The 14,656-nt window shown below is 63.0% G+C and carries 15 protein-coding genes; 12 read left to right on the top strand and 3 right to left on the bottom strand.

Annotated elements, in window-relative coordinates; translation table 11 throughout:
• The first annotated feature begins 7 nt into the window (after positions 1–7).
• The 12 genes from sucD (at position 8) to WDLP6_RS26800 (ending at position 11,133) form a co-directional block, all read left to right on the top strand.
• Complete coding sequence (sucD, locus tag WDLP6_RS26855) at positions 8–901, top strand: succinate--CoA ligase subunit alpha (RefSeq protein WP_162570183.1); 894 nt, start codon at positions 8–10, stop codon at positions 899–901.
• Positions 902–996: 95 nt separating this feature from the next.
• Positions 997–1,683, top strand: coding sequence for a TerC family protein (locus WDLP6_RS26850; RefSeq protein ID WP_162570182.1), 687 nt, complete (start codon positions 997–999; stop codon positions 1,681–1,683).
• A gap of 25 nt (positions 1,684–1,708) precedes the next feature.
• Entirely contained in the window at positions 1,709–2,515 is an 807-nt protein-coding gene (locus WDLP6_RS26845; protein ID WP_162594829.1) for a Stp1/IreP family PP2C-type Ser/Thr phosphatase, read from the top strand.
• Between the two features lie 69 nt (positions 2,516–2,584).
• Positions 2,585–3,232: an FHA domain-containing protein gene (locus tag WDLP6_RS26840; protein WP_162570180.1), complete on the top strand. Its 648-nt coding sequence runs from the start codon at positions 2,585–2,587 to the stop codon at positions 3,230–3,232.
• Between the two features lie 190 nt (positions 3,233–3,422).
• The gene (locus WDLP6_RS26835; RefSeq protein ID WP_162570179.1) at positions 3,423–4,229 is read left to right on the top strand and encodes a 3',5'-cyclic-nucleotide phosphodiesterase; all 807 of its coding nucleotides are present in this window, start codon (positions 3,423–3,425) and stop codon (positions 4,227–4,229) included.
• A 208-nt stretch (positions 4,230–4,437) separates the two neighbouring features.
• Positions 4,438–4,932, top strand: a complete 495-nt coding sequence (locus WDLP6_RS26830; protein WP_162594828.1) for a pilin — start codon at positions 4,438–4,440, stop codon at positions 4,930–4,932.
• Between the two features lie 66 nt (positions 4,933–4,998).
• Positions 4,999–6,672 (top strand): PglL family O-oligosaccharyltransferase, encoded by a 1,674-nt coding sequence (locus WDLP6_RS26825; protein WP_162594827.1) that lies wholly within the window; start codon positions 4,999–5,001, stop codon positions 6,670–6,672.
• A 106-nt stretch (positions 6,673–6,778) separates the two neighbouring features.
• Positions 6,779–8,056, top strand: coding sequence for a lipopolysaccharide biosynthesis protein (locus tag WDLP6_RS26820; RefSeq protein ID WP_162594826.1), 1,278 nt, complete (start codon positions 6,779–6,781; stop codon positions 8,054–8,056).
• 5 nt (positions 8,057–8,061) lie between these two features.
• On the top strand, positions 8,062–8,730 hold the full coding sequence (locus WDLP6_RS26815; RefSeq protein WP_162594825.1) for a class I SAM-dependent methyltransferase: 669 nt from the start codon (positions 8,062–8,064) through the stop codon (positions 8,728–8,730).
• Between the two features lie 157 nt (positions 8,731–8,887).
• On the top strand, positions 8,888–9,439 hold the full coding sequence (locus tag WDLP6_RS26810) for an FkbM family methyltransferase (protein ID WP_162594824.1): 552 nt from the start codon (positions 8,888–8,890) through the stop codon (positions 9,437–9,439).
• 121 nt (positions 9,440–9,560) lie between these two features.
• The gene (locus WDLP6_RS26805) at positions 9,561–10,343 is read left to right on the top strand and encodes an alpha-1,2-fucosyltransferase (RefSeq protein WP_162594823.1); all 783 of its coding nucleotides are present in this window, start codon (positions 9,561–9,563) and stop codon (positions 10,341–10,343) included.
• Between the two features lie 16 nt (positions 10,344–10,359).
• Positions 10,360–11,133 carry a glycosyltransferase gene (locus WDLP6_RS26800; protein WP_232077342.1) on the top strand — a complete coding sequence of 258 codons (774 nt, stop codon included), beginning with the start codon at positions 10,360–10,362 and terminating at the stop codon, positions 11,131–11,133.
• Here the strand turns inward: WDLP6_RS26800 and WDLP6_RS26795 are convergent.
• Genes WDLP6_RS26795 through galE form a run of 3 tightly spaced genes read right to left on the bottom strand, consistent with a single transcriptional unit; the run spans position 11,125 to position 14,584 of the window.
• Positions 11,125–12,450 carry a sugar transferase gene (locus WDLP6_RS26795; RefSeq protein WP_232077340.1) on the bottom strand — a complete coding sequence of 442 codons (1,326 nt, stop codon included), beginning with the start codon at positions 12,448–12,450 and terminating at the stop codon, positions 11,125–11,127. The two genes, WDLP6_RS26800 and WDLP6_RS26795, sit on opposite strands and share 9 nt — an antisense overlap.
• Positions 12,422–13,564 carry a glycosyltransferase gene (locus WDLP6_RS26790; protein ID WP_232077339.1) on the bottom strand — a complete coding sequence of 381 codons (1,143 nt, stop codon included), beginning with the start codon at positions 13,562–13,564 and terminating at the stop codon, positions 12,422–12,424. The genes WDLP6_RS26795 and WDLP6_RS26790 overlap by 29 nt, the downstream gene beginning before the upstream one ends.
• Positions 13,565–14,584 (bottom strand): UDP-glucose 4-epimerase GalE, encoded by a 1,020-nt coding sequence (gene galE, locus WDLP6_RS26785; protein WP_162594820.1) that lies wholly within the window; start codon positions 14,582–14,584, stop codon positions 13,565–13,567.
• Positions 14,585–14,656 lie beyond the last annotated feature (72 nt).

The following is a 14,656-nucleotide window of genomic DNA, read 5'->3' as shown; positions in this document are numbered from 1 at the left end:
ACAAGTCATGTCGATCTACATCAACAAAGACACCAAAGTCATCACCCAGGGCATCACCGGCAAGACCGGCCAGTTCCATACGGAAAAGTGCCAGGAATACGCGAACGGCAAGAACTGCTTCGTGGCCGGCGTGAACCCGAAGAAGGCCGGCGAGTCGATCTTCAATATCCCGATCTACGCCTCCGTCAAGGAAGCGGCCAAGCAGACCGGTGCCACCGTGTCGGTGATCTACGTGCCGCCGGCCGGCGCTGCCGCCGCGATCTGGGAAGCGGTCGAAGCCGACCTCGACATGACGATCTGCATCACCGAAGGCATCCCGGTGCGCGACATGCTCGAGGTGCGCAACAAGATGAAGGCCAAGGTCGCTGCCGGCGGCAAGGAAACGCTGCTGCTCGGCCCGAACTGCCCCGGCCTCATCACGCCCGACGAGATCAAGATCGGCATCATGCCCGGCCACATCCACCGCAAGGGCCGCATCGGCGTGGTCAGCCGCTCGGGCACGCTCACCTATGAAGCCGTGGCCCAGCTCACCGAAATCGGCCTCGGCCAGTCGAGCGCCGTGGGCATCGGCGGCGACCCGATCAACGGCCTCAAGCACATCGACGTGATGAAGGCCTTCAACGACGACCCCGACACCGATGCCGTCATCATGATCGGCGAGATCGGCGGCCCCGACGAAGCCGAAGCCGCGCGCTGGTGCAAGGCCCACATGAAGAAGCCGATCGTCGGCTTCATCGCCGGCGTCACCGCGCCTCCCGGCAAGCGCATGGGCCACGCCGGCGCGCTGATTTCCGGCGGCGCCGACACGGCGGACGCCAAGCTCGCCATCATGGAAGAATCGGGTTTCACCGTCACGCGCAACTTCTCGGAATTGGCCAAGCGCCTGAAGGCGCTGCTCTGAGATGCTGACCGTCTGATTCACCGAGGCAGGACAAAGCGCTCGCAATTCATGTTGCGGGCGCTTTTTCAATACATGGAGCGGTACCGAGGAGACACATGGACTATTTGCAAACCGCCGACTTCTGGATCGGTCTCGTCAAGATCATCTGGATCAACATCATTCTTTCGGGCGACAACGCGGTCGTGATCGCAATGGCCGCCCGCGCGCTGCCGCCGCATCAACAGCGCAAGGCGGTGTTGCTGGGCTCGGGCGCCGCGGTGGTGCTGCGGATCGTGCTCACCGTGGTGGCCGCCAAGCTGCTGGCCTTGCCGTACCTACAGATCGTCGGCGGCCTGCTGCTGCTGTGGATCGGCGTGCAGCTGCTCGGTGAAGAGGAAGAGGACGAGGGCGAGGAAAAGCGCTACGGCAGCATGCTGGCGGCCGTGCGCACCATCCTGCTGGCCGATCTGATCATGAGCCTGGACAACGTGATCGCCGTGGCCGCGGCGGCGCAGGGCAGCATGGTCCTTCTGGTCCTCGGCCTGGCGATCAGCATTCCGCTCGTGATCTTCGGCAGCACGCTGATGATCAAGCTCATGGAGCGCTTTCCCATCATCGTCATGCTGGGTGCCGCGCTCATCGGGTGGGTCGCGGGCGAGACGATCGTGAGCGACGTGTCGCTGCACGATTCGCTGGAAGACAATCCGTGGCTGCATTACGCTGCGGCCGCGGTGGGTGCGGTTTTCGTCGTGCTCACCGGTCGCTGGCTGCGCACACGCTCGAGCCATGCGGCGGCCGCCTGACCTGACTTTCTACCCGACTCCATCCATGGCGATCACTGGCGCTCCCGCTTCTCCCGGCACCGGCGCGCTGGCCTGGGACTTCGCCGCACTCACCGATCCGGGCCGGGTGCGCACCAACAACGAAGACACCATCGCCTTCGACGCCTCGCTGGGCCTGGTGCTGCTGGCCGACGGCATGGGCGGCTACAACGGCGGCGAAGTGGCCAGCGGCATGGCGATCGCGCTGCTGCAAGCCAGCTTCGGCCGCTGGCTGGCGCATGCCGGGCCGATGGTCCACGCCCGCGCCTTGCGCCGTGCCCTGCAGGCCGGCACCGACGAAGCCAATTCGGCCATCCTCGAGGCCGGCGTCGCCAATGTGCAGCTCCAGGGCATGGGCACCACGCTCGTGCTGGCCGCCTTCGGTCCGCAGCGTGCCATCGTCGGGCACATCGGCGACTCGCGCTGCTACCGGCTGCGCAATCGGAAGCTGGAGCTGCTCACCCGTGATCACTCGCTGCTGCAGGAGCAGCTCGACGCCGGCGCCATCACCCCCGAACAGGCCCTTCAGTCGCCGCACCGCAACCTGGTGACGCGCGCGCTCGGCATCGAGCGCCAGGTCAATCTCGAAATGCATGAACACGATGTGCAGGCCGGCGACCTTTTCCTGCTATGTTCAGATGGTTTGAGTGAGATGGTGTCCGACGCGCAGCTTTTCACACTTCTGTTACAAGATATCGGGCTGTCGGAGAAAGCAACACTTTTGGTTGCGACGGCAAACGAGAATGGCGGCAGGGACAATATTTCGGTTGTCCTCGCCCGAGCCGCCAGAAGCGAAGCGCCGGCATCCAGTTAGCAATTTCCAGGAGCTGCCTGCCGCAAGGGCCCTTGAAGTGAACAAGAAACCGAGATCCAGGAGTCGGCCATGCCGAAAATGATCGTTTCGATCGACGGCGTCGTCATCAAGGAGGTGACGCTCGCCAAGGACCGCACCACGCTGGGACGGCGGCCTTACAACGACATCGTGATCGACAATCTGGCGATCAGCGGTGAGCACGCCGTGCTGCACATGATCGGCGGCGATGTCTACCTGGAAGATCTCAACAGCACCAACGGCACCTACGTCAATGGACGCGCCGTCAAGAAGCAGGCCCTCGAGGACAACGACACCATCGAGGTCGGCAAGTACAAGATCCGCTACCTGGTCGGCGGCCCAGCCTCCGAAGGCGCTGCCGTGGGCCGCGCCAGCATCGCCACATCCTCCGGCCCGATGCCCCTTTCGTCCGCACCCACGGTCTCTGCGTCGCTCGGCGCGCCCGGCGTCGCGGTCATCCGCGTCCTCTCCGGCAGCGGCGCGGGGCGCGAGGTCAGCCTGCAGAAAGTCGTCACCACGATCGGCAAGCCCGGCGTCGCCGTCGCCGCGGTCACGCGGCGCCTGCACGGTTACGTCGTGGCCCCCATCGATGGCGGCACCGCGCTCAACGGCGAGCCGCTCGGCAACGAAGCCGTGGCCTTGCAGGACGGCGACGTGCTCGAACTCGGCGGCACCCGCATGCAGTTCGTCGCCGGCTGAGGCGCCAGCTGCAACAGTCTGTATCGGCCTCGCGCAGGTGGCGCGAGATGCCAAATAAGTCCTTTCCGGTGCTGCGCACTGCGTATAGCCTCGCTGTCGTTGCTGCCCGAAGGCTACGGCGGGAAATGGCGCAACCCGGTCCGTAACGAAGTCGCAGCCAGGCGCTGTCAGAAAACGAGGTTGTCGCAAGATGCAGGTGCGTGTGTTGGGGTGCTCGGGCGCCATCGCCAAGAACTGCCGCACGACCTCTTTCCTGGTCGACAGCGATCTGCTGGTCGACGCCGGCACCGGCGTCGGCGACCTCACCCTCGAGGAGATGGCGGCCATCGACGACGTGGTGCTCACCCACTCGCACCTCGACCACATTGCGGCCCTGCCCTTGATGCTCGACGCCGTGGCCAGCCGCCGCGAGAAGCCGCTGCGCGTGCATGCGCTGCGCGCCACCATCGAGGCGCTGCGCGCCTATGTCTTCAACAACGTCATCTGGCCCGACTTCGCGAGCATCCCGAGCCGCGAGGCGCCCTTCGTGAGCTTTCACGACATCGCGATCGGCCAGCAATTGCAACTGGGCACGCGCGACCTCAAGCAGGTCGAGGTGCTGCCGGCGGTCCACACGGTGCCGGCCTGCGGCTTTGCCGTTCGCCCGGCGCAGGGGGGGCCGAACTGGGTCTTCAGCGGCGACACCGAACGCAACGCGCCCTTCTGGGACCGCGTGAACGAACTCGACGTCGCCATGCTCGTGATCGAGACGGCCTTCAGCAACCGCGAGCAGGCCCTGGCCGAGCGCGCCCTGCATCTCTCGCCCGCCACCCTGGCGGACGAACTGAACCGAATCGCGCCCGGGAAGAGTTACCCCATCTACATCACCCACACCAAGCCGGCGGAGACGGAAGAGATCATGAGCCAGATCGACGCCTTCGCGACCGGATGGGAAATGCAGGGGCAGCAGGCACGGGACATTCGCTGGCTGCAGGCGGACGGCGTGCTGTTCATCTGACGCGATTGGTTGCGTGGCCCGACAAAATTGTCAGGCCCTGTGCGCGGCGTACAACAATTCCTGTCACGCGTTGTAACGCGTTCGTGAACAAATGCGCAGCCGGAGGCGGTTCGCAGGGTGTCCCAGGGCATGGCACAGATGCTGCGGATAGAAGGGCGCACCGGGGGCATCCTCGGGCCTCTGCTGTCAACCAACCTGGAGTTTGTGAATGAACCGTCGTTCCATCGCACGCAATGTGCAAAAGGGTTTCACCCTTATCGAGTTGATGATCGTTGTGGCGATCATTGGTATTTTGGCCGCTGTGGCGCTGCCGGCTTATCAGGACTACACCAAGCGGGCGAAGGTGACTGAAATTATTCTGGCGGCATCTTCTTGCCGTACCAGCATTTCCGAGGTCTATCAAACGGGCACGGCCTCGGTGATGACTGCCGACAACTGGGGCTGTGAATCGGCCAGCCAAACCTCCAAATATGTGATGGCCGTCCATACGGATCTGAATGGTGCTATCAAGGTCACCGCAGCAACTGGGATCGACACGAATGGTGTTGATGGCAAGTTCCTCACGCTTGTCCCCACGGATTCTAGTGGTGCGCCGCTGACCTACGGGGGTACCTCGCAACAGGTTGGTAGCTGGCGGTGTGGTTCTGCTGGTGATGGTACGACCATCGTGCAGAAGTACTTGCCTGGCTCTTGCCGCGGCTAAGTGATATTGGGGTAGCCTAAAAAGGCAGCTTCGGCTGCCTTTTCTTTTGCCCTTATGAGTCTTAGATTGACGGAGTTCCTTGTCGCCCTGACTGCCGCCGCATGGCTGGTACCCAATCACTACTTGCCGTGGCCCGCGGCGTGGGGCGATGCATTGGCGATCATCGGATTGCTGTTGACATTGCTGGTGGTTCGTCCGGCGGTTGGTTCAGTCGCTGGTAGCCGCATGTCCTGGCAACTGTCAGGTGTGGCAGTCGTCTGTGGCATGGTGATTTTTGTTCAGTTCATGACTGGCAAGCTGCTCTTTGCCGGTGACGCTGTAATGGCCGTGCTCTATGTCTGGCTATGGGTAGCCGCCGTGCTGGCCGGTGGCGCAATGGTCGCTTCTTCCAATCGAAGCGATGGGTTAATCACTCTGACAGGGGCTTGGCTTTTTGCGGCGTTGTTGTCCGTCGGCATTGCGCTTGTGCAGTGGACTGGTGCTTTGAACCTGGGCATTTATGCGGTCGATTTGCCGCCCGGCGGTCGGCCATTCGCCAACGTTGCTCAACCCAATCTCTTCTGTACTGTGTGCTTTCTGGGGCTGTGCGGCTTGCTCTGGCTGCACCAGCGTCAAAAAGTGCACGATGCCGGTTTCTGGCCGAGTGCCGTCTTTTTGTTGCTGGGCATGGTGATGTCTCAGTCGCGTACAGGCTGGCTGCAAATTGGCTTGCTTGTCATCTGGGGGCTCGTCCTTCGGGAACGCGCAGGCCTGCGCGCCACGCGCGCGCAATTGTTGGCGCTGGGTGCGCTGTTTGTTGCAGGTGCGCTGCTATGGCCGAAGGTCTGTGATGCACTGCTGTTGCCGGCCGGGCGTGCCCTGAACGATCAGATGCGAACTGGACAGCGGTTGCCATATTGGCACGCGATGCTTGATGCGATTGGGCGAGAACCGCTGTGGGGCTACGGCTGGCAGCAGGTGGGCGCGGCCCAACAGCGCGTGGCGCAGGATCACCCGATCATCGGCGAGTATTTCGAGCACAGCCACAATTTGATCCTGGATCTGTTGTTGTGGAACGGCGTACCTTTTGGCGGCCTCATCATCGGGGTGCTGGTCTGGTGGTTTGCCACCCGCATACGTGCCTGCCAAGATGCGCGGGCCGCGTGGTTGCTGGCAGCGGCGGGAGGAGTCATTACTCACGGGATGCTCGAATATCCGTTGGACTACGCCAGCTTCTTGATTCCGGTTGGATTGGCAATGGGAGCCGTCGACGGGCTATCGCCATCGAAGGGGGCATCGTTGTGGATACCCCTCCGGGCCAAGTTACTCTTCACGCTGATGGTCAGCGCTGTCTTTGTGGCGGTTTCTGTGGACTACTTGAAGGCCGAAGGCAACTATCGCATATTGCGGCTAGAGTCGGCACGCATTGGCACAGACCGCATCGTGACACCAGCAGTTCAATTACCTGTGCTTACCCAATTGGGAGCCTTCCTGAAATTTGCTCGCACGGAGGCCACGCCCGGCATGCAGGCCGACCAGTTGGAGCGGATGCGCAAGGTGGCCGAGCGATTCGGCTATCCACCTGTTCTGTTTCGTTATGCGTTGGCGCTGGCTTTGAACGGACAGCCAGTAGAAGCAGCGCACCAAATCCAGATATTGAGGCATATATGGGGCGATGAAATGTATGTGCAATTGAAGGAGCAGGTTGCGGGGCTCGCAGCCACCAAATACCCTGAGTTGAAGCGCCTAAGCTTGCCGTGAACGCTTGGATGAATGTGGTTTGGGATGGGCTTTTCCTAGAGACTGGTTCACAAATAAAGCGCTTCGTGCGTGACTACTCAAGTCTGTCATGGCCACGGATGCTCCATTGAAATCCAAACTCGTCGAGTCCATATTCTTCAACTACTTCGGAACCATCGCCGCCGCGCTGGGACCGCTGCTGGCGCTCCCTGTCTACCTGGGCGTGCTCGGCAAGGCCCAGTGGGGAATGATGAGCGTGGTGATGACCATCATGGCGCTCCTGATCATGGTGGATGGCGGTCTTAGTCAGGTCCTTGTGCGAGAGTTCGCACTCCGGTCGCGTGAGCATGGCCAGCAGTCGCAGCCGGTTCGATCCTTGTTGGCAAGCTGCCAGGCTCTGTACGGCGCGCTCGCCGTGGCATTGGCACTCGCATTGGCGATGTCCAGCGGTTGGATTGCCAGGCACTGGCTCAATCTGACTGCCGACGTGCATTCCCAGGAGGCCACGCAACTGCTGATGACGAGCGCACTGCTAGTCGGGACACAGCTCTTCGCCGCATTGCCTCGCAGTTTGCTTCTCGCTGTGGATCTGCATCGTCCTCTCAATGTCTCGATCGCAATTGGACATGTGTTTCGCTATGGCGTGGGCGCGGGGGTCGTCTGGTTGTGGCATTCGCTGCAATGGCTGTTGGTTTGGTATGTGATCGTCGCGGTGGCCGAGGGTGCGGTGCGCTATGCCATGGCATGGCGTGCTGTCGGCACGCACGGCTGGCGAGGCAGCGCTTCCTGGCCGGAGATCAGATACCTGCTGCCCGGCGCGGTGAAGATGTCGCTGGCGGTGGTCCTTTCGGGCCTCACGACGCAAATGGACAAGCTGATCCTCACCAAGATGGTGACCCTGGACCAGGTCGGCATCTACGCGATCGCATCAAGCGCGGCCCTGGGGCTGCTGTCTTTGACATACCCTATGATTCAGGCGATCTTTCCGACACTGCTTGCTGTCCATGGCAACAAATCACAGATACGCAAGATCTTTCTGACTTGGTTGACGCTGGGGGTGGCGGGCGCCGCATTGACGATGGCCCTCTACATTTGGCTGGGTCATGCAGTGCTGAATCTGTGGTTGCGCAACGACGAAATTGCAGTTGCCGTCTATCCTGTATTGCTGGTGTTGTTGATAGGAACTCTGCTCAATGTCATCTACCAGGTCGGCTATGTCGGATGGATGCTGGAGGCAAACTACAGGATGCCGTTGATCATCAGCATTTGCTCCGTGGTGCTCACTGCATTGCTGACCCCCGTGCTGGTGAGGCATGAGGGAATCATGGGAGCCGCCGCGGGATGGTTGTTGATCAACGCGCTCGGCTTGCTGTTGAGCCTGAGTTGGTTTCGCAAGATTGTTTGATCCCCATGTTCTTTCCGCAACGCATCTGCTCCATTCCGAACGGCGCCAAGGTTCTGGAGATTGGCCCGGGATCGACTCCGTTTGCCGGCGCCACCCACTACCTGGAGCTCAGCATGGCGACAGAGGAAGAGCGGGTGCGCCAGCGCGGTGATGTGGTCGCAGCGCCTGAATTCCGGGGCAAGCCAGTCTCGTTCTACGATGGTGGTCGATTCCCCTTTGCCGATGATGCGTTCGGCTACGTCATTGCCTCTCACGTGATCGAGCACGTGCCGTCGCCCGAGCTTTTCATGCAAGAGATTTTTCGCGTGGGCTCAGGGCGGGGCTATCTGGAGTTTCCCCAGATGACCTACGAGTACATGTTCGACTTCGATGTTCATCGCCATGTTGTCGGCTATGAACCCCGGACGCGGCTTCTTTCCTACATTCCGAAGGCCGATCTTCCGTTCAAGGCCTTCGAACCCGTGACAGCCAGGTTGCGCCCGATGCTGGAAAACAATTGGATGGATGTGATCAAGCTGAATCCGGACTACTTCTTTCAAGGATTCGAGTTCGATGCGCCATTCGAGGTACGACGGGCGAGTTCGGTCGACGCCTTGATGAGTCCTGAAGAAAAACTCTCGCGGCGATCCCGCTGGGCCGGCGCCATCAGCCAGATACTCACCAGGCTCATTTGAGATGCCCTTGTCCCCTTTGTCGAGCATCAGGTCGTACGTTCCATCCGGATTGAGAGCGTGGCTGGGTCAACTTCGCTTGTATGCGAAAGGCTGGATCCTGCGCGACCAGCAGGCACGAGACGTCGTGCGTTGGAGACGGGATCGAGGCGACCAGACCTTGCGACTGAGCTACCCGCTGGGGAGCGCGGACATGGTGTTCGATCTTGGCGGATTCGTCGGAGACTTCAGCGCGGCGATCCACGAGAAGTACAGTTGCACGGTCTATCTGTTCGAGCCTGTTCTAAGCTTCTTTGCCAAGTGCCAGGCGAGATTCGCAAGCGATGAAAAAATCCATTGCTTCAACTATGGCCTGTCTTCATCGCCGCAGACGCTGTGCATTTCGCTGGATGGTGATGCATCCTCGATTGCGCGCGACACCACGGGTCAACTGGAGACCATCCGCCTGGAGCAGTTCGACGAGTTTCTGGATCGATTCAATATTCAGGAAGTTGCGCTTCTGAAGCTCAACATCGAAGGCGGCGAGTTCGATGTACTGGAACACCTGATCGAAACAGGAAAGATCGCGCGGGTACGCCATCTGCAAGTCCAATTTCACGACTTTGCCCGGGATGCCATTGCGCGGCGTAATCGGATTCGGGCAGCATTGGCCCGTACGCACCGCCAAGACTGGTGCTATCACTTTGTGTGGGAATCATGGACGCGCTTGTGACGAATGCTCTCTGGAGTAGGCGAAGCGCATGATCATCAGTCGGCTCAACGGCGGACTGGGCAACCAGTTGTTCCAATACGCATGCGGCCGCGCCTTTTCCCTGGCATCGGGCGCAGAGCTGGTGCTCGATCTCTCGGCCCTGGAATCCACCAGCAGGCGAGTCACACGCCGACACTATGAGTTGAGCGCGTACGCTATTCACGCGCGTCCTGCGACACGGGCCGAAGCGCTGAAGTGCCGGCGTGCCATGCGTTGGGGCAGACCCGGCGCATGGATGACGCGGCTCGACGTATTGACCGAGTCCCCAGCGCTCTATCCGAACCTGCTTCGAGAGACGCGAGGCGACACCTTGCTCGCAGGCTTCTGGCAAAGCGAAACCTGCTTTGCCAGGTATGCGACGGAAATCAGTCAGGATCTGGTGCCACTGCGCGCGCTGTCTTCGCAAAGCCAGAAGCTGGGCGAAGCCGTAGCGTCCAGGCCTTCCGCGGCCATCCATGTGCGGCGCGGCGACTATGTCAATCTGCCATCTGCTGCGCGATTTCATGGCACCTTGCCGATGGCCTACTACCAGGAAGCTGCACGGCGCATCGAGGATCGCCACGGCCCGCCTCTGTGGGTCGTGTTCTCCGATGACATCGCATGGTGCCGTGGTGCGCTGAACTTCCTGCACGGCGAGATCGTGTTCGTCGACCACAACCAGGGCCTCGACGCCTGGCAGGATCTGCAGCTGATGTCGCTGTGCCGGCATCACATCATTGCGAACAGCTCGTTCAGCTGGTGGGGCGCATGGCTGTCCGAACGGCGCGGTCGGGCCGAGCAGATGATCTGCGCGCCGTCCGCCTGGTTCGTCCACGACGATCCCTATGCCCAATACCGGATTCCGAAGCGATGGACGAGAGTCTGATTCGCTCTGCTGCTCCATGACAGCCGCCGCCGGGTTCGATGTCCTCCTGTGCACGCACCAGTTGAATGCCGAGCTGCGACGCGCGCTGGCTTCCTGCTTCGACCAGACCCTGAAACCAGGCAGCCTCGTGCTGGTCGTGAACGGCCTGCAGATCGGCGACGCGGAGCAGGCCTATCTGGACGATCTCGTGCGCACATGGCCCGCATTGCGCGTGCTGACGACGCCGGTCCGCGGCCTGATCTTCAGTCTCAATCTGGGCCTTCATGCGTGCCGGGCGCCGCTGGTGGCGCGCATGGACGCCGACGATCTGGCACTGCCGCATCGCTTCGAGCGACAGGTCGCATGGATGCAATCGCACCCGGAAACCACGATCCTGGGGACCTGGTACGACCATGTCGATGCGCGCGGGCAAGTGACGCGAAGCCTGCAGCTGCCGATCGAAGACGCGCGGATTCGCCGCGCGCTGTTCTGGGGCAACCCGCTGTGCCATCCCAGCGTGATGTACCGCCGCCAGGCCATTCTGGATCTGGGCGGCTACCACGGAGGACTGCACGCCGAGGACTACGACCTGTGGCTGCGCGCCAGCCGCCGGCTCGATTGCGGCTTCGCCAATCTGCCGGAGGTCTGTTTGCACTACAACGCGGCTTCGACGGGCGACGCGCGCGGGTCTCGCCAGGCCTATGCCTCGGTGCTGGCCAGTCAGGCGCGACAGTTGGTCACGGGCGGTGGCTTGCTGTGGGCGCCGGCGCTTCTGTGGACCTTGGCGAAGCTGCTGTTTCGCTCAGCGTGACCCAAACCCCGTGAGCACGATCCTGGTGGTCTTGAAATAGATCAGCAGATCCATCGCCAACGAGTAATGCGTGACGTAGTAAAGGTCATAGCTGAGCTTGATCGCGGTCTCTTCCTCGTTGCCCGCATAGCCCTGTTGCACTTGCGCCCATCCCGTCAGGCCAGGCCGCACCAGGTGGCGATAGGGATAGCAGGGAATCCGCTGTGCGAATTCGCGCACGAAGCGCTCCTGTTCCGGGCGCGGGCCGATCAGGCTCATGTGGCCGCGCAGCACGTTCCACAGTTGCGGCAACTCGTCCAGGCGTGCGCGCCGGATGAAGCGACCCAGGCGCGTGATGCGCTCGTCATCGACCACGGCAAAACGAGCACTGGCGTCGAGCGCCTCGTGCCGCATGCTGCGAAGCTTCCAGATCCTGAATTGCCGCCCATGCAAGCCGACGCGCATCTGGCTGAACAGCGCAGCGCCCGGCGAATCGATCTTCACGGCCAATGCCACCAACGCGGTCAACGGCACCCACAGCGGAGCAAAAAGGAGGACCAGGGCGACGTCGATCGCGCGCTTGGCCACGTCGTAGGCCGGGTTGCCATCGATCTGCCACAGGTCGTCTTCCTCGCCCTCGGGCAGCATCTTCCGGCCGCTCAGGAGTTCGGCCACCGCCTCCACGCTGTAGAGCCGCACGTGATGGAGCTTGAGGCTGCTCAGCAGCTGGCTGCGTCCATCGCTGGGCGGCACATGGCGCTCGAGGACCACGCCGTCGCCGGCCGGCATCGGCCCGGATGCCGAGGCGTCGCTGGGCCACGGTTCCAGGCGAATGGACGGATTGCGCGAAAGCTCCTTGCCGATCAGACGCTGCAGTCGCGCGGGCACTCCGGCATCCAGGTAGAGCAGCCGTTGTGCGTGACGCCGCCGATGCAGCCAATCACCCAGCACGAACCAGGCCGTGGACAGCACATAGACCAGCATCACCGCACCGCGCGAATAAGGCCGCTGCAGCAGCGCGAAGCCGAGCGGCGTCAACAGGAAGGGGATGGCCGTGGTGACCACCAGCAGGCTGCTGCGCTCGGCGGCCGGCAGGCCGGAGCCGCGATAGAGCCAATGCGCGGCCAGCATGTAAGGCAGGGCGCACCACAGCACGGTCTGCGGGAACTGGTATGTGACCAGAGCGGCCTTGTGCAGCCCGACCGCGATCAGGTAGCTCAGCAGCAGCGTCGAGATGCCGGCGAGCGACCAGCCGAGCTGCGCACCTTGCCGCCGCGCCGTCGACGACGCGAGGGTGCCTTGTTGCTGCTCAACGCGCGGGGTCGCTGGCTGGCTCATGGCGGCCGATTTGACCATAGAGCGTTTCCACTGCGCGGGCCATGGGCGCGGGCGTGAAACGGGCTTCGTAGCGCTGGCGCGCCGCATGGCCGAGGCGGGCGCGCAGTGCGGGCGCGGCGGTCAGCGCAAGAAGTGCTTCGGCCAGCGCGCCGGCCTCGTTGGCCACCAGCAGCCCATGCGTGCCGTCGTCGATCAGTTCTCGCATGCCGGGGAGATCGCTGGCCACGATCGCAAGTCCGGCGCGCATGGCTTCAATGACCGAGATGGGCAGGCCTTCATGGTCGGACATCAGGACGAAGACACCGTGCTGCGCCAGCCGCTTCGGCACGTCGTCGGCATCGCCGGTGAAGTCCACCGCCTGCAGCTTCAGTTGCCGGGCCAGGGCGCGATGGGCCGCCATGTCCGGTCCGCTGCCGATCAGGCTTGCCGGCACCTCGTGGCCGAGCCGGGCGCGCAGCAAGGCCAGCGCGTGCAGCAGCAGGTCGGGCCGCTTGGGCCGCGCCAGGCGCGCGACCATCACGATGCATGCCGGCGCGTGGTCCGGTTGCGCACGCTCGGGCGTATCCGCCACGGCATTGGGAATGACGCTGAGACGGCCTCGCGCAATCGGCAGGCGGCGGGCCAGTTGCATCTCGTGGCTCGAGACACAGACCATGTGCGCTGTCAGTCGCGCCAAGGTCCATTCGGCCATCCAGGCAGCCCAGCGCTGCAGCCGCGGAATCTCGGGCTTGAAGCCGAAGCCGTGCACCGTATAGATGACCGGGATGCCGGCGATGCGCCCCGCGATGCGCGCCACCACGCCGGCCACCGAGCTGTGCGCGTGGAGGATGTCGGGCCGGTGCTCGCGCACCAGACACAGCAGCGCGCGCACCGCCGCCAGCGTGCGCAGCGGCGACAGCGAATTGCCGAGCTGCGGCACGGCGCATACCGGAATGCCCAGCGTCTGCAATTCATCGCCCAACATCGAGCGTGGTGACGCGCCGCCGATCGCGGCCACGAAGTGCACGCGCGGCGCCAGCGCCAGGCAGAGCGCGAGCAGGTGCGTCTGCGCGCCGCCGCTTTCGCCCTTGGTGATGACCTGCATCACCTTCAAAGGATGGGAGGCGCGTTCCAATTAGTTCGTGTAGCCCGTGGGATTCATCGACTGCCAGCGCCACGCGTCCTCGCACATGCGGGCGATGTCGTGCTCGGCCTGCCAGCCCAGCGTGGCGCGTGCCAGCGTGGTGTCCGCATAGCAGACCGCGACGTCGCCGGCACGGCGGGCGACATAGCGATGGGCAATGGGCCGCCCAGTCACCCGCGCAAAGGTCTCGACGAGCTGCTTGACGCTGATGCCGGCGCCGGTGCCCAGGTTCACGGTGATGGATTGCTGCCGCTTCGCCAACTGCTCCAGTGCGGCCAGATGGCCCCGCGCCAGATCCATCACATGGATGTAGTCGCGCACGCCGGTGCCGTCGGGCGTGGGGTAGTCGTCGCCGAAAATATTCAGGCAGTCGCGCTGGCCCACGGCGACCTGGGCGATGTAGGGCATCAGGTTGTTGGGCGCACCGCTGGGCGCTTCGCCGATGAGTCCGCTCGGATGTGCACCGACCGGATTGAAGTAGCGCAGCATCGCGATCTTCCAGCGCGGATCGGCGCGCTGCAGGTCGCGCAGCATGTCTTCGCAGACGAGCTTGGTCCGGCCGTAGGGGTTGGTGGCCTTCAGCGGTGCGGTTTCGGGAATCGGCACCTGCTCGGGGTCGCCGTAGACCGTGGCCGATGAGCTGAACACCATGTGCCGCACATCCGCGCGCTCCATCGCCTGCAGCAGGCTGAAGGTGCCGCCGACGTTGTTGTCGAAGTAGCGCAAGGGTTGGGCCACCGATTCGCCCACCGCCTTCAGGCCGGCGAAGTGGATGACGCTGTTCACCGCATGCCGCGCCAGGACACGGTCGAGCAGCGCGGCATCACGCACGTCGCCTTGTTCGAACTCGAAGGCGTTGCCGGCCAGCCGGCGCAACCGGTCGAGCACGCGCGCATCGCTGTTGCACAGGTTGTCGAGGATGACCACCTTGTGGCCGGCCTCCATGAGCGCCACCGCGGTGTGCGAGCCGATGTAGCCGGCGCCGCCGGTGATGAGGATGGAAGGTGTCATGACTCGCGCTTTCGAGCTCGAATTTATCTTGAATGGATCGCTCGATCCAAAAAATCGAAGTCAGCGCGGCTC

The organism is Variovorax sp. PBL-E5, assembly GCF_901827185.1.
Classification (GTDB): domain Bacteria; phylum Pseudomonadota; class Gammaproteobacteria; order Burkholderiales; family Burkholderiaceae_C; genus Variovorax.
This window is presented reverse-complemented; position numbering and strand designations above follow the sequence as displayed.